Origin of the sequence: Pseudomarimonas salicorniae (genome assembly GCF_023156535.1) — a bacterium.
Taxonomy (GTDB): Bacteria; Pseudomonadota; Gammaproteobacteria; order Xanthomonadales; family Xanthomonadaceae; genus Pseudomarimonas; species Pseudomarimonas salicorniae.
In genome coordinates, this window is the sequence record NZ_JALNMH010000001.1 from 323,708 (window position 1) to 347,815 (window position 24,108).

The 24,108-nt window shown below is 68.8% G+C and carries 20 protein-coding genes; 19 read left to right on the forward strand and 1 reads right to left on the reverse strand.

The genetic code is table 11. The annotated features are described in order from the left end of the window. The first annotated feature begins 93 nt into the window (after positions 1-93). The 16 genes from M0G41_RS01350 (at position 94) to M0G41_RS01425 (ending at position 17,780) form a co-directional block, all read left to right on the forward strand. Positions 94-2,481, forward strand: coding sequence for an alpha/beta fold hydrolase (locus M0G41_RS01350; protein WP_248204382.1), 2,388 nt, complete (start codon positions 94-96; stop codon positions 2,479-2,481). Positions 2,482-3,098: 617 nt separating this feature from the next. Next, positions 3,099-3,500: a hypothetical protein gene (locus tag M0G41_RS01355; RefSeq protein WP_248204384.1), complete on the forward strand. Its 402-nt coding sequence runs from the start codon at positions 3,099-3,101 to the stop codon at positions 3,498-3,500. A 113-nt stretch (positions 3,501-3,613) separates the two neighbouring features. Beyond that, the gene (locus M0G41_RS01360; RefSeq protein ID WP_248204386.1) at positions 3,614-4,198 is read left to right on the forward strand and encodes a cysteine hydrolase family protein; all 585 of its coding nucleotides are present in this window, start codon (positions 3,614-3,616) and stop codon (positions 4,196-4,198) included. A gap of 12 nt (positions 4,199-4,210) precedes the next feature. Continuing rightward, a complete protein-coding gene (locus M0G41_RS01365) occupies positions 4,211-5,197 on the forward strand; it encodes a GlxA family transcriptional regulator (protein WP_248204388.1) in 987 nt (328 codons plus the stop codon). Positions 5,198-5,297: 100 nt separating this feature from the next. Continuing rightward, entirely contained in the window at positions 5,298-6,713 is a 1,416-nt protein-coding gene (locus tag M0G41_RS01370; protein WP_248204390.1) for a diguanylate cyclase, read from the forward strand. Further along, entirely contained in the window at positions 6,710-7,543 is an 834-nt protein-coding gene (locus tag M0G41_RS01375) for a pseudouridine synthase (RefSeq protein ID WP_425511219.1), read from the forward strand. The genes M0G41_RS01370 and M0G41_RS01375 overlap by 4 nt, the downstream gene beginning before the upstream one ends. A 79-nt stretch (positions 7,544-7,622) precedes the next feature. Further along, positions 7,623-8,405, forward strand: a complete 783-nt coding sequence (locus tag M0G41_RS01380) for an ABC transporter ATP-binding protein (RefSeq protein ID WP_248204392.1) — start codon at positions 7,623-7,625, stop codon at positions 8,403-8,405. Continuing rightward, entirely contained in the window at positions 8,405-9,145 is a 741-nt protein-coding gene (locus M0G41_RS01385; protein WP_282452569.1) for an MlaE family lipid ABC transporter permease subunit, read from the forward strand. Before M0G41_RS01380 ends, M0G41_RS01385 begins: the two co-directional genes overlap by 1 nt. Positions 9,146-9,258: 113 nt before the next feature. Next, positions 9,259-9,732: an outer membrane lipid asymmetry maintenance protein MlaD gene (gene mlaD, locus M0G41_RS01390; RefSeq protein ID WP_248204394.1), complete on the forward strand. Its 474-nt coding sequence runs from the start codon at positions 9,259-9,261 to the stop codon at positions 9,730-9,732. 40 nt (positions 9,733-9,772) lie between these two features. Beyond that, positions 9,773-10,381: an MlaC/ttg2D family ABC transporter substrate-binding protein gene (locus M0G41_RS01395; protein ID WP_248204396.1), complete on the forward strand. Its 609-nt coding sequence runs from the start codon at positions 9,773-9,775 to the stop codon at positions 10,379-10,381. Positions 10,382-10,386: 5 nt separating this feature from the next. Continuing rightward, positions 10,387-10,647, forward strand: coding sequence for an STAS domain-containing protein (locus M0G41_RS01400; RefSeq protein ID WP_248204398.1), 261 nt, complete (start codon positions 10,387-10,389; stop codon positions 10,645-10,647). Then, the gene (locus M0G41_RS01405) at positions 10,640-11,497 is read left to right on the forward strand and encodes an MlaA family lipoprotein (protein WP_248204401.1); all 858 of its coding nucleotides are present in this window, start codon (positions 10,640-10,642) and stop codon (positions 11,495-11,497) included. The genes M0G41_RS01400 and M0G41_RS01405 overlap by 8 nt, the downstream gene beginning before the upstream one ends. Positions 11,498-11,982: 485 nt before the next feature. After that, positions 11,983-12,291: a hypothetical protein gene (locus M0G41_RS01410; protein ID WP_248204403.1), complete on the forward strand. Its 309-nt coding sequence runs from the start codon at positions 11,983-11,985 to the stop codon at positions 12,289-12,291. Next, positions 12,288-12,872, forward strand: a complete 585-nt coding sequence (gene folE / locus M0G41_RS01415; protein ID WP_248204405.1) for a GTP cyclohydrolase I FolE — start codon at positions 12,288-12,290, stop codon at positions 12,870-12,872. The genes M0G41_RS01410 and folE overlap by 4 nt, the downstream gene beginning before the upstream one ends. Positions 12,873-12,990: 118 nt before the next feature. Further along, a complete protein-coding gene (locus tag M0G41_RS01420) occupies positions 12,991-15,822 on the forward strand; it encodes a M16 family metallopeptidase (RefSeq protein WP_425511220.1) in 2,832 nt (943 codons plus the stop codon). A gap of 68 nt (positions 15,823-15,890) precedes the next feature. Then, on the forward strand, positions 15,891-17,780 hold the full coding sequence (locus M0G41_RS01425; protein ID WP_248204409.1) for an HDOD domain-containing protein: 1,890 nt from the start codon (positions 15,891-15,893) through the stop codon (positions 17,778-17,780). On the opposite strand, the gene M0G41_RS01430 is transcribed toward M0G41_RS01425, so the two are convergent. After that, on the reverse strand, positions 17,734-19,395 hold the full coding sequence (locus tag M0G41_RS01430; RefSeq protein ID WP_248204411.1) for a 6-pyruvoyl-tetrahydropterin synthase-related protein: 1,662 nt from the start codon (positions 19,393-19,395) through the stop codon (positions 17,734-17,736). The genes M0G41_RS01425 and M0G41_RS01430 overlap by 47 nt on opposite strands. An 896-nt stretch (positions 19,396-20,291) precedes the next feature. Between M0G41_RS01430 and M0G41_RS01435 the strand changes: the two genes are divergently transcribed. The 3 genes from M0G41_RS01435 (at position 20,292) to M0G41_RS01440 (ending at position 23,679) form a co-directional block, all read left to right on the forward strand. Beyond that, positions 20,292-21,353, forward strand: a complete 1,062-nt coding sequence (locus M0G41_RS01435) for a cyclic nucleotide-binding domain-containing protein (protein ID WP_248204413.1) — start codon at positions 20,292-20,294, stop codon at positions 21,351-21,353. Between the two features lie 518 nt (positions 21,354-21,871). Next, a complete protein-coding gene (locus M0G41_RS18875) occupies positions 21,872-22,228 on the forward strand; it encodes a VOC family protein (RefSeq protein WP_425511221.1) in 357 nt (118 codons plus the stop codon). Between the two features lie 1,001 nt (positions 22,229-23,229). Then, positions 23,230-23,679, forward strand: a complete 450-nt coding sequence (locus M0G41_RS01440) for a hypothetical protein (RefSeq protein ID WP_248204415.1) — start codon at positions 23,230-23,232, stop codon at positions 23,677-23,679. Positions 23,680-24,108 lie beyond the last annotated feature (429 nt).

Here is a 24,108-nt window from a genome sequence, read left to right on the forward strand (position 1 = left end):
GCGCCGCAGCGGCCGCCTGGCGCGGCCGGACGCGGCGCCCGTCCACGGCATTGCTGCTACCCTCCGCGCTTCGTTTTTTTCGCGGAGCGTGCAGTGCGAGCACCTGTCCTTCTTGCCAGCCTGATCCTGATTGGCCTGCCCGTCGCGCAGGCCCGCGATGTCGCCGACGGGTTCGAATCGGCCACCTGGAAGGCCGAGCTGAACCAGATCATGGCGCAGCCGGACTGGATCGGCCCGCCCGTCGAGTCGCCGTTCTGGTCGCTGGTGGGCGCTGACACCCTGCACTTCGAGCTCAAGCGCAATGCCAGCCCGGTGCGTGACCTCTACCGCGTCACCCTCGATGGCGCCGCCGCGGCACCGGTGCCCGATGCCCAGCGCGCCGGCCTCGACGGCCCCGACCCGGTATTCAGCGCGGACGGTCAACGCGCGCTGTTTGTCCGCCACGACGACATCTTCCTGCGCGACCGCGCCAGCGGCACCCTGACCGCCCTGACCCGCAGCGCCGAGGCCGAGGCCGACCCGCAGTTCGGCGCCGATGGGCACTCTGTACATTGGCGCGTCGGCACCCGCTGGTATCGCCACGACCTGCGCGAGGGGGTGTCCTGGGCGCTGGCCGAGTTCAAGGCCGAGAAGGACCCCGCCGCGCCCAGCGAGGACAGCCTGCAGGCCATGCAGCTTCGCCTGATCTCGACCCTGGCCCGCGAATCCGCCGAGCGCGAGGCGCTGCGCCAGCGCGAGGCCGAGCTGCGCGAGATCGACCCGACCCGCGCGCCGGCGCCGGTCTATCTCGGCAGCGAGGCGCGCCTGGTCGCCACTTCGCTGTCGCCGGACGGCCGCCACCTGCTCGCGGTGACCCAGCCCAAGGGCGAGCCGGGCCGCGGCGGCAAGATGCCCAAGTACGTCACCGAAAGCGGCTACGAGGAGGTCGAGGACGTACGCACCCGGGTCGGCCGCAATGCCCCGGCGGCGCAGACTCTGCACCTGGTCGACCTGGCCACCGGCGAGGTCAGCACCCTGCCCTTCGATCGCCTGCCGGGCATCGCCGAGGATCCGCTCGCCGCGCTGCGCGAGGCCGCCGACAAGCCCAGGCTGGAAGGCCAGCGGCCGCTCGAGGTCGAGGCCATCCAGTGGCGCCGCGACGGCTCGCGGGCGGCGGTGATGCTGCGCGCCATCGACAACAAGGACCGCTGGATCGCCACCCTTTCGCCCAGCGCGGCCAGCCTTGCCCCGCGCCACCGGCTGACCGACCCGGCATGGATCAACTGGGCCTTCAACGAATTCGGCTGGCTGCCCGACGGGCAGCTCTGGTACCTCTCCGAGGAGAGCGGCTACTCGCACCTCTACCTGATGGACGACAGGGATGGCGCGCGGGCCCGCGCACTGACCTCGGGCAGCTGGGAAGCCTCGGAGGTGGAATGGACCCGCGACGGCGCCACCGCCTACTTCCGCTGCAATCGTGCCTGGCCGGGCGACTACGAAGTCTGCGCGGTGCCGGCCTCCGGTGGAACGGTGCGTGAAGTGACGGCCCAGGACGCCGTCGAAGGATTCGTCCTCTCGCCGGACGAGCAGCGATTGGCCCTGCTGGTCTCGGCCCACCACCTGCCGCCGCAGCTGGCGAACATCGGCGTCGACGGCAGCGACTATCGGCAGCTCACCGATACCCGCACGGCCGAGTACCGGGCGCGCGAGCGGACCTTCATGGCGCCGCAGTTCGTGCAGGTGCCGAGCAGCCACGGCGCGGCGCCGATCTGGGGCAAGCTCTATCGTCCGGAGACGCTCGAGCCCGGCAAGCAGTATCCGATTGCCCTCTTCGTCCACGGCGCCGGCTACCTGCAGAACGTCCACAGCGGCTGGCCGGTGTATTTCCGCGAGCAGATGTTCAACGAACTGCTGGTCAAGCACGGCTACATCGTGCTCGACCTCGACTACCGCGCATCGCGCGGCTACGGCCGCGATTGGCGCACGGCGATCTACCGGCAGATGGGCCACCCGGAGCTTGAGGACTACCTCGACGGCATCGACTGGCTGGTCGCGCAACACCAGGGCGACCGCGAGCGGGTCGGCATCTACGGCGGCAGCTACGGCGGATTCATGGCCTTCATGGCCCTGTTCCGCGCACCGGGCGCCTTCCACGCCGGCGCCGCGCTGCGCCCGGTGACCGACTGGGCGCACTACAACCATGGCTACACCAGCAATATCCTCAACACGCCCGAGCTGGACCCCGAGGCCTACAAGCGCTCCTCGCCGATCGAGTACGCCGAGAACCTGCGCGGCCAGCTGCTGATCGCCCACGGCATGATCGACGACAACGTCTTCTACCAGGACTCGGTGCGCCTGGCCCAGCGCCTGATCGAGCTGCGCAAGGACGGCTGGGAGCTGGCCAGCTACCCGCTGGAGCGCCACGGCTACGTGCATCCGGAAAGCTGGTACGACCAGTACCGGCGCATCTTCGAGCTGTTCAACCGCACGCTGAAACCCTGACCGCCGCCGGGGCATCTACCGACGCCCCGGTCATAGGGTGCGGCTGGCCGCACCGGGCGTACCGACCGAACGCTCGTATCGGTGCGCCCAAGGCGCACCGTATGAGCCTTCGCTGACGCCCAACGAAGCCCGACTGTGGGAGTGCCCTTGGGCGCGACCGCGGAGATCCGCTCTGGCCGCGGTCTGTGGTGAATCCGTAGCGCCGCGGTCGCGCCCAGCGGCGCTCCCACAATCTGACTGCGGCGAGGTCTGCCTTGCGGCGAAAATTGGATCGGGCAACGCCGTTGCGTGTAGGAGCCAGCTTGCTGGCGATAGGCGCCCCGGACGGGACGATCGCCAGCAAGCTGGCTCCTACATTCGGGTTCTGGGGAAGGTCTTCTTTGCGCCCATTTTTCGCCCTGTCTGAGCGGTACGGGCGTTCGGACGGTGCGCCCGGTGCGGCCAGCCGCACCCTATGAGGTTCGGTGCGCGTCGCTCGCTGGCGCCCTGCCTCGACCCGGCACCCGCGACCATCCGGCGGCGCGAGGGCGCCGCTGGTGCCGGATGGGAGGCACGGGTTCAGGCGGTACGCGCGGCGTTACCGTAGTCTTGCCCCGCTTTCCGATTCCGATAGGCCCATGCGCAGGAAACCGCACCCGATCCGCAATCTGTTCCTGGTGGTGGCCGCTGCCCTGGCCCTGGTCGCCACCGTGGGCGCCTGGCGCACCTTCACCGTCGACGGCGACGAGGCCGTGGCGCAGATGGACGCCCCCGAGCGCGACTATCTCAAACGTCTGGGCCGGCTCGACCGCGGCATGAGCCGCGAAGAGGTCGAGGCGGTACTCGGCCCGGCCAGCTCATGGACCGGCCTGGGCGCCGACGAGGAGGGGGCCTGGCTGGAAGTGCCGGGCGCGCCGCTGGCGCGGATCACCGTCTACATCGACCATGGCGCTGCCAGCCGGGTGCGCTGGATGAAGATGGGCCACTTCACCTATCGCTTCGACCTGCCGCCACGCAGCGAGCTGATCTCGGAGGACTGAGGCTCCGGACCGGCCTGTCCGTTTTTCGTCGCAGCCGGTCCGGGACGGGTATCGGATGCCGGCTACTCGCGCTATAGGATGTGAACCCCCAGCCAACCCAAGGGGTCACCCTCATGTCGTCCGAAAATCGTCCGCAACGCGCCCTGCTCGTGATCGATGCGCAGGCCTCCTTCGCCGCCCGCCCGGTCTGGCACGAGGTCGACCACGCCGTCTACCTGGCGGCGCAGAACCGGCTGATCCGCGGCTTCCTCGATGCCGGACAGCCCGTCGTCCGCTGCTTCCACGTCGAAGAGGAAGGCCTGTTCTCCCGCGCCAGCGGCCTGATCCGGCCGCTTGACGGGCTGGTCGACTACGCGCCGGCCCTGGCCTTCGACAAGCACGCCCACTCGGCACTGGCCGGCACGCCGCTGCAGGGCTGGCTGACCCGCCACGGGATCAACGCGCTGACCATCAGCGGCATCCGCTCCGAGCAGTGCTGCGAGACCACCACCCGCGACGCCAGCGACCGCGGTTTCCAGGTCGACTACGTGACCGAGGCAACGCTGACCTTCCCGTTTGCCCACCGCGGCGGCCGGGTCTACTCGGTCGAGGAGATCCGCGAGCGCTGCGAGCTGGTCCTCGAGGAACGCTTCGCCCGGATCGTCGATGTCGACGAGGCGCTGGCCGCCCTGCCCGGGGCGCTGGCCTCGGCGGCCTAGCGGCCCGCAGCGATGTCGACGCCGGTCCTGCTCGCCCTGCTTCCGGGCACCCTGCTGCTGGACCTCGCCGGCATCGCCGAGCCGCTGCGCATCGCCAACGACCTCTGCATCGAGGCCGGCCAGCCCGCGCCCTTCGCCCTGGGCATGCTCGGCGCAGCCTCCGAGGTGCGCAGCTCCCTGCCGCTGCGCCTGGTGGACTGCGAGCCCTATCCGTCCGGCCTGCCGGGCAGCGCGGACAGTCCGGCCTGGGTGATCCTGGTCGGTACGGCCAGCCGCCTGCCGATCGCAAGAGGCGAACGCGAAGCCGCCGAGCGAGCCCTGATCGGATGGCTGCGCCGGGTGGTTGCCCCGGCGATCGAAACCGGCAGGGCGCGGCTGTGGACGGTCTGCGCGGGCGCCCTGATGGCCGGCCGCGCCGGCCTTTTCGACGGCCGCCGCTGCACCACCCATCACGACCACGTCGAGGCCCTGCGCCAGGGCTGCCCACAGGCCCAGGTGCTGGACGACCGCCTGTTCGTCATCGACGGCCCGGTGGCCAGCAGCGCCGGGATCACCGCCGGCATCGACCTCGCCCTCGAAGCCATCCGCCAGCGCGCGGGGGTCGAACTGGCCAATCGCGTCGCCCGTGAGCTGGTCGTCTATCGGCGCCGCGCCGGCGGAGATCCGCAACTTTCTCCGCTGCTGGACCACCGCAACCACCTGCACGCCGCGGTGCACCGCGCTCAGGAGGCGGTGCTCGCCGACCCCGCCGCAGACTGGTCGATCGAGCGGCTGGCCAGCGCGGCGCATGTGTCCGCCCGCCACCTTCGCCGGCTTTTCCACGCCCACGCCGGTATCGCTCCCCTTCACTACGTCCAGCGCATGCGCCTGGCCCTGCTCCGGCAGTGGCGCGAGGACGCCGGCGCCAGCGCCGAAGTGGCCGCGCAGCGTGCCGGCTTCTCATCGGCCCGGCAGGCCCGCGACGCCGCGCGCCAGCTCGCCGGTCTTGGTCTCGGCTAGGAAGGCGCTCCGCGAGCGCGGCACAGGCGTATGCTTGCGGGCAGGCTTCCGGGTCTGGCCTGGCCGGAGCAGGTCGGAGTCCAGCGCACTGGGGGGGGGCGTGGACCAGTTCACCGACATCAGCCTCAAGGTCTTCCTTGAGCATGCCCATATCGGCGTGGTCATCCACCGCTGGGACGGCACCATCGTCTATGCCAATCCGGCCTCACTGCAGCTGCTGCGGATGAGCTACGGGCAGTTGATCGGCCACGATGACCGCGATCCGCAGTGGAACTTCATCGACGAGAACAACCGCCGGCTGCAGCCGGACGAGTACCCGGTCAACAAGGTCAAGCGCTTCCGCTCCCCGCTGCGCAACGAGGTCGTGGGCGTGGTCGACAGCAGCCGGCCCGAGGTCACCTGGTTCAGCGTCAATGCCTATCCCGAAGGTCACACGGGCGACGACTGGAGCGGCGAAGGCTTCATCGTCGTGCTGTTCAGCGAGGTCACTTCGGACCGGCAGAACTTCTCTTTCCGCGACATCGTCGAGCATGCCGCGGACGTGGTCATCGTCACCGAGGCCGACGACATCGATGGCCCGACCGGTCCTCGCATCGTCTACGTCAACCGCGCCTTCGAGGAGCTGACCGGGTACAGCCCCGAAGAGGTGCTCGGTGAGACGCCACGCCTGCTGCAGGGCAAGCTGACCAGCGCCGAGGCCTGCGCCCGGATCCGCGAGGCCCTGGGCCGGAAGGAAGCGGTTCGCGAAACCCTGCTCAACTATGGCAAGACCGGCCGGCCGTACTGGCTGGACATGAACATCGTGCCCCTGAGCAACCGGCTGGGCCAGGTCACCCACTTTGCCGCGATCGAGCGCAACGTCAGCGACTCGGTGTTCCACGCCGACCAGCTCGAGCAGCGCAACCGCGATCTGCGCGAGCTGAAGCAGAACCTGCAGGCCCTGGTCGACCGGCGCACGACGGAGCTGCGCGAGGCCAACCACCGCCTGGAGAAGCTCGCCTTCTACGACGAACTGACCGGCATCCCCAACCGGCGCAGCTTTCTCGACCAGAGCGCCCAGCAGTTCTCCCGTGCGCGACGCCGCGGCGAGCGCCTGGCGTTCGGCATGCTCGACCTCGACCACTTCAAGACCATCAATGACGAGCACGGCCACGAGGCCGGCGACCGCGCCCTGATCGCGGTGGCCGGCTGCCTGGAACGCTTCTTCCGCCAGGAGGACTGCTTCGGCCGCATCGGCGGCGAGGAATTCGCCTTCACCATGCTGCTCGGTCGGCGCGGGGAGGCGGACGCCAGTGCGATCGCCAGCCGCCTGCGCCAGGCCATCGCCACCACCCGGGTGGTGCCTCAGGGCGCCGGCCCGCTGAAGCTCAAGGCCAGCATCGGCCTGTGCGTGTTCGACCCCGCCGAACACGATCTCGAGGACGCCATGCGCCGGGCCGACGAGGCGATGTACCGGGCCAAGCAGGCTGGCCGCGACCGCCTCGAGGTGATCGTGCTCGGGCCGGATCCGGATTGAGCCGCACAACCGCGCCCGCCATCGCGCAGCGGCGCTCGCCGCCTGCTACGCTCGCCGCCCGTTACCGCCGGAGCCCAGCCCTGGACGCCCTGCCCGTGCTCCATCTCGACGACCGTCTGGCCGTGGTCGACAAGCCGGCCGGGCTGATGGTCCACGATTCGGCCCTGGCCCGTGGCGAGACCGACTTCGCCGCCGACCGCCTGCGCGCGCAGTTCGGCCGACCGGTCTTCCTGCTGCATCGGCTGGATCGCGCGACCAGCGGATGCCTGATGCTCGCCTTCGACCGCGAAACCGCCTCGGCCATGGGTCGCCAGCTGATGGCCCGCGAGGTGCGCAAGAATTATCTGGCCGTCTGCCGAGGCTGGCCCGATGCCGAGGGGCTGATCGATCACCCGCTCGACGGCGGCCCGGGCAAGCCGCAGAAGAAGCCGGCACAGACCGCGTACCGCCTGCTGGCCTGCGGTGAGCTGGACGAGGCCAGCGCCGGCCATCCCACCTCGCGCTTCGCCCTGCTGCAGTGCTCGCCGCTGAGCGGCCGCTTCCGCCAGATACGCCGCCACCTCAAGCACATCGACCATCACCTGATCGGCGACACCAGCCACGGCGACGGTCGACGAAACCGCATGTTCAGGATGCGCGGCGTGCACCGCATGCTGCTGCACGCCTGGGCCCTGCATTGGACCGACGGCTCGGGTCGCACCTTTGGAGTGCAGGCGCCGCCGGACGCCGAGTTCCGCCGGGCCCTCGGGCTGTTCGGCTGGCACCTTCCGGAGGCGCCACTGGCGCTGCCTTCGGCCGGGGCTGCCGCCGAGCCCGAAGGCGGGCGATAATGCCGCCTGCTTCAGACTCCCTTCATCGACCCTTGAACATGGTGGGCGGCCGCACGCGGCCGGATCCCGCCCCCCGACCATGACCAACGCCCCTGCCGCCATAGCCTTCGACCGCGTCGACCTGCGCCGCGGCAGCCGCCTGATCGTCGGCGGTGCCTCCTTCGAGGTGCGCCAGGGCGCGGTCACCGCCGTGCTCGGCCCGAGCGGCGCCGGCAAGTCGACCCTGCTCTACGCCATCACCGGTGAACTGGACCCCAGCGCCGGGCGCATCGAGGTACTCGGCAAGCCCCTGCCCCTGGCCAGCCAGCGCGAGCTGTTCGCCCTGCGCCGGCGGATGGGCGTGCTGCTGCAGGGCAATGGCCTGCTCACCGACCTGTCGGTCTTCGAGAACGTGGCCCTGCCGCTGCGCATGCACACCGATCTGCCGGAAGAGGTCCTGGCGGAACTGGTGGTGATGAAGCTGTCGGCCGTGGGCCTCGGTGAGGCCGGACACCTGATGCCGCAGCAGCTTTCCGGCGGCATGGCCCGGCGCGTGGCCCTGGCCCGCGCCCTGGTGCTGGACCCGCCGGTGATGCTCTATGACGAGCCATTGACCGGCCTCGACCCGATCGCCTGCGGGGTGATCCTCGAGCTGGTCCGCAACCTCAACGACAACCTCGGCATGACCTCGGTGGTGATCACCCACCACGTCCGCGAGACGCTGGACATCGCCGACCACGTCATCGTCGTCGCCAATGCCAAGGTGGTCTTCGACGGCTCACCGGAAGACCTCACCGACACCTCCGATCCGCTGCTGCGGCAGTTCCTCGACGGCCAGCCGGACGGCCCGATCGGCTTCGACTACCGCAAGGGGCAGCGCTGATGCTCGGCCAGATCCGCGAACTCGGCCGCATCGGCATCCTGCTGGGGCGCATCATCGGCTCGCTGACCCTGCGCCGCGGCCAGCTGCAGGACATCATCATCCAGTGCTACACGGTCGGCGCGCGCTCGCTGCCGATCGTGGCTGTGGGCGGGCTGTTCGTCGGCCTGGTGGTCTCGCTGCAGGGCTACCGCGCGCTGGAGGTGATCGGCGCCAGCAGCGCCCTGGGCACCGCCATCGGCATTCCGCTGTACCGCGAGCTGGGCCCGGTGCTCGCCGCGATCCTGTTCTGCGGCCGCGCCGGCTCCTCGATGGCCGCCGAGCTCGGCCTGATGAAGGCGACCGACCAGATCACCGCCCTGTCGATGATGGCCATCGACCCGGTCGGCAAGGTAGTCGCCCCGCGCTTCATCGCCGGCGTCATCAGCCTGCCGCTGCTGACCGCGGTGTTCTGCGCCTTCGCCATCCTCGGCGCCTATTTCCAGGCGGTGTTCGCGCTGGGCATCGACAGCGGATTCTTCTGGAGCGCGCTGCAGGGCTCGGTCGACTTCGCCGACGATTTCGGCCAGTGCTTCACCAAGGCCGCCGCGTTCGGCTTCGCGACGACCCTGATCGCGGTCCACGTGGGCTATTCCGCCGAGCCGACCATCGAGGGCACCTCCATCGCCACCACGCGCTCGGTGGTGATGGGCTCGCTGATGGTTCTCTTCCTCGACTTCGTGCTGGGCGCGACGTTGTATTAACCCGGGATTGGAGATTCGGGATTCGGGATTCGTAAAAGCAGGTCGGCGCAGGCTGTTGCCGTTACGAATCCCGAATCCCGAATCCCGAATCCCGGCAACCGGAGGTTGCCAACATGCAAAAACTTGAATGGAGTGTCGGCGCGTTCATCCTGATGGGCTTTGCCTGCGCCTTTGTGCTGGCGTTTGCCTCGACGAACTCGCAGGACCGCCTGGGCGGCGGGGGCTACGAGCTGACCGCGCGCTTCGCCAACCTCGGCGAGCTCAAGCCGCGGGCGCCGGTGAAGATCGCCGGGGTCAAGGTCGGCGAAGTGACCCGGGTCGAACTCGACCAGACCAGCTTCGACGCCGTGGTCACCCTTCACCTGACCCCGGCCGCAGGCGAGCTGCCTGCCGACAGCTCCGCCGGCATCTTCACCAGCGGTTTGTTGGGCGAGCGATACATTGGGATCACCCCGGGTGGCGACCCCGAGCCGCTGGGGCCGGGGGATGAGATCATGCTGACCCAGTCTGCCGTGGTGCTCGAACAGCTGATCGGCAAGTACCTGTTCGGCAGCGGAGATTCCGGCGACAAGCCGGCCGAAGAATGACAATCAGGTCGCGGCAAGACGCGGCCACGGAGAGAAGACCATGCGTGCGCTGATTCTGGGTGGACTGTTCCTGCTGCTGGGCTGCGTGGCCCAGGCCGACGCCGGCGAGCCCGGCCGCCTCGTCGAGGCCCGCTCACGCGCGGTGCTCAAGGAGCTGACCGCCCGCCGCAACGAGTTCAAGGGCAACCCGTCGAGCCTGCACAGCTTCGTCCGCGGGGAGCTCTCGGCCATCTTCGACCGCGAGTACTCGGCGCGCCTGGTGCTCGGCCGACACTCGCGCGGCATGCCGCAGGAGAAGATCACCGCCTTTGCCGATGCGCTGACCGAGAACCTGCTCAAGCGCTACGGCGACGCCCTGCTCGATGTCGACCCCGGCGTCGAGGTCGACGTGAAGTCCGAGACCCCGCTGCGCGGCGGCAAGATCGTCCGCGTCTCCAGCGAGATCCTGCGCCGCTCCGGACCGCCGGTGCCGGTCGACTACCTGTTCCGGGAAACCGCCCAGGGCTGGCTGGCCTTCGACGTGATCGTCGAGGGCGTCAGCTACGTGCAGACCTACCGCAGCCAGTTCGACGAGCTGCTGCGCAACGAATCGATCGACGCCCTCACCGCCAAGCTGGCCTCCGGCGCGATCGCCGCGGGCGCCGAGTAGGCCGCATGCGCCTGCAGCTGAGCGGCCCCCTCGATGTTGGCAGCGTGCCGGCGCTGTGGCGTCGGCACCGCGACATCGGCGCCCTGGAGTCGATCGACCTGGCCCAGGTGAAGCGGGTCGACTCGGCCGGGGTCGGCTTCGTCCGCGTGCTGCAGGCACGCAGCCTGGCCGCCGGCAGCGAGGCCCGGCTGGAGAACCTGCCCGGACACTTCACCGAGCTGCTCGAAGCCCATCGACTGCAGCCCGTGGGAGAACGCGATGACTAAGCTGTCCCCTGCCCGCTTCCCGCGCCTGTCGCCCCTGCTGCTGTGCCTTGTCCTGCTCGGCGCCGGCCCGGCCTTCGCGCAGACGCCGCAGCCGGTCGTGCCCGCCGCCGAGGAGGATCCCTTCCTGGTCGCCGAGATGCAGGACGATGCACAGGCGCTCAGTTCGTTCGAGGCGCTGGATCCGTGGCAGGGCTTCAACCGCCCGGTGTACCGCTTCAACCGCGGCTTCGACCGGATCATCTTCCGGCCGATCGCCAAGGTCTACGACAAGGTCACCCCGAAGCTGGTCAAGACCGGCGTCAACAACTTCTTCGACAACCTGCAGGAACCGGTGGTCACCGTGAACCTGCTGTTGCAGGGTCGGCCCAAGGCCGCGCTGCAGTCCTTCGGCCGCTTCCTGATGAACAGCACGCTGGGACTGGCCGGCGTGCTCGATCCGGCCAGCCATGCGCGCTTTCCGCGCCACCGCGGTGACTTCGGCCAGACCTTCGGCCGCTGGGGCTGGAAGAAGTCACGCTACATCGTGCTGCCGATCTTCGGACCGGCCACCGTGCGCGACGGTCTGGGCAAGGGGGTGAATACCCGGGTCAGCCCGATCGACTGGCTGGCCCGCGAGGAGGGTGCCGAGTACACCCTGCTCTACGGCATCGACGCCCGCGCCCGCGCGCTGTCGGCCGAGGCCCTGCTCGAAGGCGCCGCGGACGAGTACCTGCTGGTTCGCGATGCCTACCTGCAGAACCGCCGCTGCCAGATCATCGACTGCTCCGACGACCTGCCCGACTATCTGCTGCCGGACTACGAGTTCGAGGTCCCCGACTTCGACGCGCTCGAGAGCAACCTGCGGCGCTAGCGCATCACCCGACCGCGTCGCGCGGATCGCTGCGATGCATGGCGCGAAGCAGACATTCATAGGGTGCGGCTGGCCGCACCGGGCGTACCGTCCGAACGCCCGTTTCGGTGCGCCAAGGCACACCCCATGGGGCTTCGCCGACGCCCAACGAAGCCCGACTGTGGGAGTGCCCTTGGGCGCGACCGCGGCGTATCGGATTCACCACAGACCGAGGCCAAAGCGCGTCTCCGCGGTCGCGCCCAAGGGCACTCCCACAATGTGACTGCGGCAAGGTCTGCCTGGCGGGGCAAACCGGACCTGGCAACACCGTTGCGTGTAGGAGCCAGCTTGCTGGCGATAGGCGCCCCGGAAGGGATGATCGCCAGCAAGCTGGCTCCTACATTCGGGATTTGCGTTACGTCTGCTTTGCGCCCGAGCCGCGCCTTGCTTCTGCTTTGCCGAAGCGGTCGGGTATCTTCGTCGGCAGTCCATCCGAGATTCCGCCCATGAAAGCCATGCTTGCCGCCCTGCTCGCCCTGGGCCTGTCCTGCGTGATGGCCACGGCGCAGGCCAGGAGCGCCGAACGCGAGGCGGCCGAAGCCCGCGAGGCCGGGCTGCCGGCGGTGACCGTGTTCGTCGACGCCAATTGGGGCAACCGCACCAATGGCGCGGCGCGCAAGCTGACCGAGACGCACCAGGCCTGGGGCCGCCACGGCTACCAGCTGCTCTCGGTGGAACCCTATGTCGAGAACGGCGACCTCGCCGGCTTCTTCGTTTCCTATCGCCGCGCCGACGTCGAAGGAGGCACGCAGTGAGCGCGCCGGAGCGTCCCGACCGCGAGGCCGCCGAGGCCGCGGTGCGCACCCTGCTGCGCTGGGCCGGCGACGACCCCGCCCGGGAAGGCCTGCGCGACACCCCGGCCCGGGTCGCCCGCGCCTTCGAGGACTGGTTCTCGGGCTACGCGGTCGACCCCGAGGAGTACCTCGCCCGGACCTTCGAGGAAGTGGCCGGCTATGACGAGCTGATCGTGCTTCGCGACATCCAGTTCGAAAGCCACTGCGAGCACCACCTCGCGCCGATCATCGGCCACGCCCATGTCGGCTACCTGCCGGATGACAAGGTGGTCGGCATCTCCAAGCTGGCCCGGGTAGTCGAGGGCTATGCCCGTCGCCTGCAGGTGCAGGAGAAGATGACCGCGCAGATCGCCAACTGCATCCAGCACGTGCTCAAGCCGCGCGGCGTGGGCGTGGTGATCGAGGCCACCCACCAGTGCATGACCACCCGCGGCGTGCACAAGCGCGGGGTCAGCATGGTCACCAGCACCCTGCTCGGCAGCTTCCGCGAGGACGCCCGCACTCGCGACGAGTTCCTCCGGCTGACCCGCTCGGGCGTTTAGGGTTCTCCGGCTCCGGGCCTTCTGGCACACGGCGTGCTCACGCCGGGTCGGTAGCATCGGCCGCTTGCGGCCATGGACGGCCCGCATGAACTTCCCGAATGTCACTCCGGAGCACGAAATGAAGCCAGTTTTCCGCGCCCTCGGCGCCAGCCTGCTTGCGCTCGGCATCTCCACCGCCCTGCACGCCAAGACCGAGGTCAGCATCCCGGTCGAGTCCTTCACCCTGCCCAACGGCCTGACCGTGCTGGTGCACGAGGACCGCAAGGCGCCGATCGTCGCGGTCAACCTGTGGTACCACGTCGGCTCCAAGGACGAGCAGCCGGGCAAGACCGGCTTCGCCCACCTGTTCGAGCACCTGATGTTCCAGGGCTCGGAGAACTTCAAGGGCGAGTTCTTCGAGCCCTTCGAGAAGGTCGGCGCCACCGAGCAGAACGGCACCACCAACTTCGACCGCACCAACTACTTCCAGAACGTGCCGACCACCGCGCTGGACATGGCGCTGTGGATGGAATCAGACCGCATGGGCCACCTGCTCGGCGCCATCGACCAGGCCCTGCTCGACGAGCAGCGCGGCGTGGTGCAGAACGAGAAGCGCCAGGGCGAGAACCAGCCCTACGGCCGCCGTGTGTTCACCGAGCTGTTCCGCAACCTGTATCCGTCCGGGCACCCCTACAGCTGGCCGACCATCGGCCTGATGGAAGACCTCGAGGCGGCCAGCCTCGACGACGTCAAGCAGTGGTTCCGCACCTGGTACGGCCCGAACAATGCCGTGCTGGTGCTGGCCGGCGACATCGACGTCGAGACGGCGAAGAAGAAGGTCACCCGCTATTTCGGCGACATCCCGGCCTCGGCCACGGTGCCGCGCCTGCCGACGATGATCCCCGAGCGCAGCGAGCGCACCCGACAGGTGCTCGAGGACCGCGTCCCGCAGACCCGCATCTACCGCGCCTGGAACACCGCCCAGACCGGCAGCGAGGAGGCCACCCGGCTCGAGCTGGTGGCGCAGATCCTCGGCGGCGGCAAGAGCTCGCGGCTGTCCGAGCGCCTTGTGCTGAAGGAGAAGCTGGTCGACAACATCAATGTCTTCCAGTGGTCGAACCAGCTGTCCGGCAACTTCATGATCATCACCACGATCAAGGACGGCGTCGACGTGGCCAAGGTCGAGCAGATCCTCGACGAAGAGATCGCCCGCTTCCGCAAGGACGGCCCGACCGCCGAGGAGCTTGAGCAGGCGCGCACGGTGATCAAGGCCGGCTTCCTGCGCGGCATCGAGCGGGTCGGCGGCTTCGGCGGCAAGTCCGACGTGCTGGCCAGCTGCCAGGTGTTCACCGCCAAGCCGGACTGCTTCGAGGACGAGCTGGAAACCATGGCCGCGGCCACCCCGGCGGTGCTCACCGCCAGCGCGGCGAAGTGGCTGGGCGGCGGCGACCACACCCTGGTCATCGCCCCGGGCGAGCAGGCGCTGGGCGCCCAGCCCGAGAAGCCCTTCCCGACCCGCAGCGAGGATGGCAAGAACGACCGCGTGCTGACCCCTGATCCGAAGTTCAGCGTGGTCAAGACCGATGTCGACCGCAGCAAGGGGGTCCCCTCCACCGACAGCTTCCCCGACCTCAGCTTCCCCGGCCTGCAACGCGCGACCCTGTCCAACGGCATCCCGGTAGTGCTGGCCGAGCGCCATGAGGTGCCGGTGGTCCAGCTGAACATGGAGTTCCGCGGCGGCTACGCGGCCGATGTCGGCCGTCGCCTCGGCACCTCCAGCTTCACCATGTCGATGCTCGACGAGGGCGCCGGCGAGTACGACGCGATCGGTCTGTCGCGGCGTGCCGACTCGCTGGGCATGCAGTACGGCAGCGGCGCCGACCTCGACGGCGCCGAGATCTACGTCTCGGCCCTGAAGGAGAACCTCGGCCCCTCGCTGGACCTGTTCGCCGACATGGTGCGCCGTCCGACCTTCCCGCAGGACGAGATCGACCGGGTCAAGGCGACCTGGATCGCCGGCATCAAGCAGGAAAAGACCCGGCCGAACTCGCTGGCCCTGCGCCTGATGCCGCCGCTGCTCTACGGAGAGGGCCACAGCTATGCCATGCCCTTCTCGGGCAGCGGCACCGAGGCCTCGATCGGCGCCCTGACCCGCGATGAGCTGGTCGATTTCCATCAGGACCTGATCCGTCCGGACAACGCCACCCTGGTCATCGTCGGCGACACCACGCTGAAGGAGATCATCCCCCTGCTGGAGAAGCGCTTCGCCGACTGGAAGGCGCCCGAAGCCAAGCTCGAGATCCCGAAGATCGCCGAGGTCGCCCCGCCCAAGGCGGCGCGCGTGTTCCTGGTCGACCAGCCCGGCGCGACGCAGGCCAACATCTTCGTTGGCCAGCTGGTGCCCTCGACCCGCGACGACAAGGCGCTGGAGTTCGACATCGCCAACGACGTGCTCGGCGGCACCTTCAGCTCGCGCCTGAACATGAAGCTGCGCGAGGAGAAGCAGTGGGCCTATGGCGCCTACAGCTTCACCCAGGGCGCCCTCGGCCAGCGGCCGTGGGTGGCCTTCTCGCCGGTGCAGATCGACAAGACGGTGGAGTCGCTCGGCGAGCTGAAGAGCGTGATCAGCGGCTTTGCCACGGGCGGGGTGCCGATCGAGGCCGCCGAGGCGGACAAGATCAAGCTCAACAACGTCCGCTCCCTCCCCGGCGCCTACGAGACCGCCGGCTCGGTGATGAACCAGATCGGCAGCATCCTGCGCTACGACCGCCCGGACAACTACGTCGAGCTGTACAAGCAGCGTACCGAGAACCTGCCGCTGGAGGCGGTGCGCACGGCGGCGGCGACCATCCGCCCCGAGGCCCTGACCTGGGTGGTGGTGGGTGACCTGAAGACCATCGAGCAGCCGATCCGCGAGCTCGGCCTCGGCGAGGTCACCATCATGGATGCCGACGGCAAGCCGAAGTCCTGAGCGGGGCGCTGAACCGGCCCCGGCGTCCGTGACACAATCCCCGCCACCAAGGTGTGGCGGGGATTGATGTGTCCGGCGAAGTCGCGTCCAGCGCTAACAGCTCCATCCTGCTTGCGCCGATCGAGGCGCTGGCCGACGAGGACCCGGGCTTCGCCGCGCGCCTGCGCAACGCGCTGGGCATCACCGACCTCGGCCTTGCCTGCCAGGCTGGACTCGACCCCGAGCGGCTGCGCCTGCTGCTCGACACCACCCGCCAGCACCTCGGCGGCGAGGGCGGCGCCCTGCAGCTGGCCCACGCCATGCCGCTGCAGTCACTCGGCCGCCTGGGCCTGTACCTGCTCTCGGCGCAGGACCTGCGCGAGCTGCTGATCGACCTGCACCGCTACTGGCCGCTGATCCAGCTCGGCCATTCGCGGCTGGAGATCGGCATCGGCAGCGAGCAGGTGCTGATCGGCTTTGCCGCCGGCGCGACGCCGCCCGGCGAGATCGAGCGCTTTGCCGAGGAGCTGACCCTGGCGGCCCTGCTGCGCCTGCTGCGGCAGATGCTGGGCGAGGCGGCCGGCCCGTTCGCCATCGTCTATCCCGAGGGCAGCGCGCCGCGCGCGGAGTGGAACGACCTGTTTGGCGTGGCCAGCCGCGGCGGGCACAGCCGTCTGGCCCTCGAGCTGCCGGCCAGCGCGCTCGACCTGCCGGCGCGCACCGCGCAATCCGCGATGCGCGACACCCTGCGTGGTGAGCTGGAGCTGGCCCTGGTCTGGCGTCGCGAGCAGCAGAGCACGTCCCGCCGCGTGCTGCGCGTGCTCGCCGAACAGGGCGGCGCGCTCAGCCTCGACCCGGCCGAAGTCGCCGCCGAGCTGGGCCTGTCGCCGGTGGCGCTGAGCAACCAGCTGCGTCTGGAAGGCGGCGACTTTGCGGCCCTGCTCGACAGCGTCCGCCGCGAACGCCTGCTGCACGGCCTGCTGGCCCAGGAGACCCCACTCGAGGAGCTGGCCGCCCAGCTCGGCCTCGACGGCATCGAGGAGCTCTCACGGCAGTGCCAGCGCTGGTTCCAGGCCAGCCCTTCGCAGCTGCGCAGCGACGCCCTGGCGTGCGGCTTCGACGCCCGCCGCGGCAGTGCCCACGAGGTCGAGCAGCTGCCGCCCGCCCCGCAAACCTGCCGCGCGCTGATCGCCCTGCGCTACATGGAGGAGGCCGATCTCGACCAGATCGTCGAGGTGGTCGAGACCGACCCTGCGCTGACCGCCAAGATCATGGGTCTGGCCGGCAGCGCCTTCTATGGCGCGCGCAAGGTGCGCGACCTGAAGGACGCCATCGGCCGCGTGCTCGGCCTCAACGAGCTGATCCGCGTGGCCAGCGTGCTGGTCGCCCAGCAGAGCCTCAAGCCGCGCGACTGCGCCGGCTTCGACCTGCTGGCGCTGTGGACGCGGGCGCTGGCCACCGGGCACGCGCTCGGCGAACTGCTGCGCCCCGCGCGCCCGGCGGTGGACGCCGAGGAACTGCGCCTGATCGGCCTGTTCCACGAGCTGGGCCTGCAGGTGCTCGCCCATCGCGCCGGTCCGCAGCTCTCGGCCCTGCTGCAGGAGGTCGACCCCTGCCTGGACGAGGCCTCGCTGCGCCGCGCCGAACTGCGCCGGCTCGGTACCACCCGGCACATCACCGGCTCGCTGCTGCTGGCCCACTGGGGACTGCCCAGCGAGACCGTGCGCGCCCTGCGCCAGCTCGACCACCTGCTCTACGACCCGATGGCCGAAGCGCCGATCTGGCTGCGCCTGCTGGCCGTGCTGAGCCGCTACTTCCGCCTGCGCTACCAGGGCCAGCCGGTGGACGTCGAGCGCATCGCGATCGCCGGCCTGCTGCAGCGCGCCGGGGTCGAGGTCGAGCCGGACAGCCTCGGCACCCAGCTCGACGACATCATGGACCAGCGCCAGCAGCAGGCCGAGACCCTGCTCGGCGCCTGAGGCGGCGCGTCACCACGCAGGCGAGCAACGCGACCAGCGCCGCGCCGGCCAGCAACACCCCACCCAACTGCCCCGGCGGCGCCGCGCGCCGCAGCAGCAGGGTGTAGCGGCCGGCAGGCAGGCGCAGGCGCAGGCGGCCATCGGCGCTGGTGCCCGCGTCCATCCTCGCCTCTCCCGGCGGGCCTTCGATGATCCAGCCGGGATAGCCCAGCTGCGGCAGCAGCACCTCGGCCTCGCCGCGCAGGTCGACCCGGTAGCGGCGCAGCGAGGCGTCCAGAGCCTCGATGCGGCCGATCCCGTGCAGCAGGCGCGGCTGGCGCGGCCAGGCCGACAGATCGGCATTCCAGGCATTGCCCATCGCCTGCGGGCGATACTCCAGGTTCGGCCAGACGCAGCGCTGCGCATGCAGGTTCGCCTCCGCCCCGGCCAGCCGCTGCGTCGCCGCCTCGCGGATCGGCACCGCGGCGAGCCAGGCCAAGGCCAGCGCCCCCAGCAGGACCGCGTGGCCGAGCCCCATCGCGCCCGGCCGGCCCTCGCCCGGCGCCAGCGCCGCCGCCATCAGGCGCAGGGCGCAGAGCGCGATGAGTCCGTCCCAGCGCCAGCCGAACTGCAGGAACTGCAGGGCTGGCACGGCCTCGTAGAGCGGTGCGGCCAGCGCGCTGGACAGCCACAGCGCGGTCAGTCCACAGCCGGCGTACAGCGGCCAGGCGGCGTCCGCGGCGGGACGCCGGATCGCCACCCAGGCCAGCGCGGCGAGCAGCAGCAGGCCCGGCGTGGCCTCGGCGAGATGCGGAAGCTCGCCGGCGGCAAACAGCAGGTTGCCGGTCACGCGCCACTGCGGCGCCTCGCGCAGTTGATCGATATGTACAGTGTCCAGCGCCCCCAGCAGGGGCAGCCAGAAGGGCGCCGCCAGCCCCGCGGCCAGCAGGCCGGACACGGCGAGCCGCAGCGCCTGCGCGCGGCCCTCGGGGCCGCCGCCCAGGCCCAGCGCCAACACGCAGCCGGCGAGCAGCAGGGCAAGCTGGAAGGCGCTCAGAACATGGCTGTACAGCAAAGCCGCCAGCAGGATGACCAGCAGCGGATCGCAGACCACCGCCGGGCGCCGCTCCAGCCGCCACGCGATCCACGGCAGCAGGCCAAGAGCCAGCGCGCCGGCCGGCATATTGAAGTGCAGCGCCAGCTGGCTACCCGCGGGCAGCAGCAGCCAGATCCCGGCCAGGGCCAAAGCCCACGGCGCCGACACACGCCCGCGCAGCCAGCAGAACACGCCCAATGCCCCGCCCAGCAGGGCCAGCCCGTAGACCGCCTTCAGCGCGATCGGCGCATCCGCGCCCAGCGCCAGCACCGCGCTGCCGAGCACATAGGCCAGCGGCGGATAGAACAGGAACACCGGCCCGCCGAACCCCTGGTTGGCCTGGGTGATCCAGCGCGGCCAGCCCTCGCCCGCAACCAGCCCATCGAAGAAGCCCTGCTGCCAGCACAGATGCACGTGCCAGTCGCGAAAGCGCACCAGTCCCTCAGGCTCCAGCCCCCACGCCGCCTGGCCGACGGCCAGCAGCAGGCAGGCACCGGCAAGCACCCAGGTCAGCGCTGGAAACGGAACTCGGCGGGACATGCGCAGCACCATCAAGGAAGCGCGCAGGGTAACCATCCCCAGTGAGCGGCGGGAACCTTCATCGAGCAAGCCGCTCGACACGACCCCGCACAAACGCGACCTCGCCCCCCCCCCAGACCGCGCCTTCGCCTTCCCATAGGGTGCGGCTCGCCGCACCGAACGTACCGCCCCGAATCCCCGCACCGCCGCGCCACTACCCACCGCCCCAAGCCTCCGCCAACACGCCGGCGCCTCCCACGCCCGCCAAGCCCCAGAACCGTTCGTGCTGAGGTACCGAAGCAAGAACGCCTCCGCCAGAACGCGGCTTCGCCTTCCCATAGGGTGCGGCTCGCCGCACCGAACGTACCCCCCGAATGCCCGCACCGCCGCGTCACTGCCCACCGCCCCAAGCCTCCGCCAACACGCCGGCTCCGTCCCCACCGGCCACGTAACGAAAGCGTTCGTGCTGAGGTATCGAAGCAGGAACGGCCTCGCAATCCTGCGGCCTCGCCCTTCGATACCTCAGGGCGAACGGATCACGTGCGTGCGCACGAATAGCCCAGCCGTGGCCTGTCGCGCCGGCAAGCGCGGCAGAAGCGAATGCATTCCAACAGCGCGCCCGCCAGCCCCGAGCCGCCCCAACACCCACCAGCCAACGAAGCCGTTCGTGCTGAGGTATCGAAGCACGATCGGCCCCGCAGCCAAGAGATCACGCTCTCCGCCACCCAAGGACCAAGGCCCGAACGCCATCCCTGCGCCAAGCCCCGTCGCCGCCGCCAGCCCGCCAAACCTCACCCAAAGGCCCATCCGAAACCCGCCCCCGGCAGCGCAGCATCCCCTGCCCGCAGGGCCCGCCTGATTGCAAGCGGCCGCACTGTGGCTAGACTGGCCGGCATTCAATCGGGGGATCCCGCCGCATGACCATCGAAGCGTCCGACCTTGCCAAGCTGTATCCGCTGGACAGCCTGCGTCCGGAAACCCGCGAACAGCTTGCCGGCGAGGCGGCGGTCAACGAGTACCTGAAGGGCGAGGAGCTGTTCCGCGCCGGCGACGTCGACGGCGACACCTTCTACGTGCTCGAGGGCATCGTCGAAAGCGTCTATCCCGATGGCCGTAGCAAGCAGTTCAACGCCAGCTCGCTGCAGGGTCGCTACGCCATCGGCGACTCGCAGCCGCGCCGCTTCACCGCACGCGTGGTTTCGCCCAGCGCCCGCGTGCTGCGCCTCGACCGCCGCTACACCGAGAAGGTCATCGCCTGGGACCAGCTCTCGCGCAGCGAGAACTTCCGCCACTTCGACCCCAGCCCCGAAGGCAACCGCTGGGTGTTCCGCCTGCTGCAGAGCCGCGCCTTCCACAAGCTGCCCACCGGCAATATCGAACGCATGTTCTCCAGCTTCGAGGAGATCAGCGTCCGCGCCGGTGAGGTGGTGATCAAGGAAGGCGACAGCGGCGACTACTTCTATGTCATCAAGGAGGGCGCGGCCTCGGTGTCGAAGTTCCTCGACGGCGCCGAGACCGTGGTCGCCTATCTGGTCCGCGGCGACTGCTTCGGCGAGGACGCCCTGCTCTCCAACTCGCCGCGCAACGCCACGGTGAAGATGATGCAGGACGGCCGCCTGATGCGCCTCGCGCGCAAGGCCTTCGAGGACGTGCTCAAGCCGCCGGTGGTCGAGTGGCTCAGCCCCGGCCAGGCCTCCATCCTCGCCCGCAAGGGCGCCGTGGTGGTCGACGTGCGCCTGCCCGCCGAACACGCCCAGCGCTCGATCAAGGGCTCGCTGAACATCCCGCTGTCGATCCTCCGCGAGGAAGCCTCGGAGAAGTTCGATCGCCGCCAGCAGTTCGTCGTCTACTGCAACACCGGCGAACGCAGCGCCGCCGCCGCCTTCATCCTCACCCGCCTCGGCTACACCGACGTCTACGCCCTGCAGGGCGGCCTCGCCGGCATGCTGAAGCAGCAGGAAAAAACCGCCGCAGGCTGAGCGGTCAAGGCACGCACGCACCGGAAGCGGCGCAGGGCCGCTTCCGGCTGGCGACATCATCGCGCAGCATCCAGCCCGGCCGGCGCGCGTGCGCGCCGCGCTTCGCCGAAGCCACCCCAGCCGCCCCAGACAAGACCCGAACCCCGCCCGGCGCGCGCTCGCAACGGGCGGACACAGCACGGCTGCCCTTTGCCGACATTCCGTCCCTGTTGCGGATACCCAGGCAAGCAGTACGGCGCCGAGGGGCGTCGCTAACCGGGGCAATCAACGCCGCGCGAGATCTCCCCAATCGCCCAACCGCAAACCGGTTATCACCCCGCTTCCGCCCGGATAACGGATATCACCCCGCTTTGACCCCCTCGTTCAGCTTTCCGCACCGGCGATCTACGCGCCCAGCCCGCGTAAGTGGTGGATTCGAGGCACAAAGCTTGTTGACCCTACGACCTCCAGCCACCAAGATCCGAGATATCGCCCCACTTCTGGGGTCTACTAGTAGTTAGGTAGCTGTAGACATGTCTATGCACGTCTCCTACATCAACGTCTTTGTCGATGACTTGGCTGGGGCGATCGAGTTCTACCGAGACTGTCTCGGGTTGGAGTTACAGTTTGCGTCACATCAGCACGGCTACGCCTCTTTCTCCGCTGGCTCAGTCCGTTTGGCTCTCGCCACGGCTCGCGACGAGCACGCTAGCCTTGTAGGGCGTCATACTGGCGTCGGCTTTGAGGTTGCCGACATCCAAGCCGAGCATGGTCGTCTCGCTGGGCGCGGAGTTCATTTTGTCATGCCGCCTACAAATCAGCCCTGGGGTGGCTTAATGGCAATGTTCGAGGATCCATCAGGCAACGTTTACTATCTCAATGAGCCGGCCAGATAGGCACGCTAACGCTCTGTGCCGGCAGCTACCTAACTACGCATTAGAGCGGACCGATGGGACGTGTTTCGATGTTTCCTGAGATGATGTCGGCCATCGGCCGCTCAATGCGGCGTTAGCTCTCGATTTATGGCTTGTCGCTCACTCGCCTTCTTTTCGATTTTGGTCGCGTCCAGCACAACATTTGCTTGTCGTCCGATGCCGTTTTCTGAGAGCGCGATCCATGGCGCCGAGGCAATCGCTATCGGCACGATAACAAGTGTCGCCCACCCAGAGTTCGAGGCCCAGCTCCTGAGCGGCTCGGCGCAAGTTTGGCCGAGTTATGCCCTAGACCCATACAAAGTCAGACTTGTCGTAACGGAGGTCCTCATCGGGAAAGCATCGGGCGTCATTGAGACGCAAGTCGGAGGCTGTCCTCCGCCATGGGTTCCAGGTGAATTGGCGGTTATCATCTTCCGCTCTGGTGAACACCCGAAGCTCTGGCGCTACAAGGTCGTTGGCCCCAGAATAAGGGCCATTATGCTCGGCGACGAGAGCTAACTATGCGTTCAAGCGGACCGCGGGGTGGTGTTTCGCTATTTCCTGAAATTTCATCGGCCCGCGGCCGCTTAACGCGGCGTTGGGCCGCAAGGGAGTCGGGTTTCATCGAGGCTCCGCGAGATCATGTCATCCACGCTCCGGGTCACCGTGGCGTCGGGCGCCTGGGGTCCGCTTTCGCTGTTTCCCGAACGGTTTCGCAGGCGGGCACCGCTTTCGCAGGTCAGGGGTGCTGAGTCGTGCGGCAGGTCGCCATTCCGGTGCCTGGTTCCGCTAGCATCTGGCCAGCGGCTCGGCGGATTTCAGGTGGCGGGCGACAGGGGCAGGCTTTCCGTACCGAGGCGCCTCGCTCCGGCACCCTCCCTTGCTGCCCAACTATGCGTTCAAGCGGACCGCCGGGAGGTGCTTCGATGTTTACTGATACGCTTTCGGCCGGCGGCCGCTTAACGCGGCGTTAGGAAGCTTGGATGGAGTGGCAGGGAGTCTTTGAGCCCATAGAGAAGCCTAGCTTCGGTAACCCGACAAGGGTTGCTGAAATGCTTCGAGAAATGTGGCCGTGTCTGTTGTTCTCTTGGTCCCGTACGGGAGTCGAGGAACTCGCCAGAATTGATGCGCAAGGGTTCAATCCACCGGAAGAGTTTCGGCAGATCGTCGCTGCACGCCCAAGCTTCCTCTGCGGAAGCGGCGTCTCTGAGGGCATCGAGCTGAGCTTCAATGTCGGGAGCGGAGAAACCGCAGACTGCATTTGGGCGACGCTAGGTGGTGAAGACTCTGACGTCCTTGGGGTGATCGCAAAGATCGAGAAGGCGCTAGGTGCGCGGTCGATGAGTCCTGAGCCTCTCGACGTGCGCGAATACGGCGATACCTCGAAGCCCGTAAAGGGTGCGACGTTGTACCGTTCCGGCTCATCTGGCTGAGCGACAGCTTCCTAACTACGCATTAGAGCGGACCGATGGGACGTGCTTCGATGTTTCCTGAGATGATGTCGGCCATCGGCCGCTCAATGCGGCGTTAGCCATCATATGAGACGGTCGATTGCGTCCGGGTTTGCCTGCTTGCTCACTGCCTGCGCGGCCTACGGACCGATGAAGGGCGAGCCGAGTCAGGGAGGTTTCGGCTACTCGGAAGAGCGAACCTCAAACTCCACTTGGCTCGTTCGTTACGACGGCCACAACGAATCAAGCTATGAGAGCCTGCGCTCCGGGCTTGTGAGAAGGGCGTCAGAGCTCTGTCCAGGTTCTTTTTCAGTTTCGGATTACCGGCTGGAGCGCCACTTCGTTCTTCATTCTCGAAAGGTCGTCTGGCCGTTTGTGCAGGCCAAAGTTGAGTGCACGGCTGATCCGATT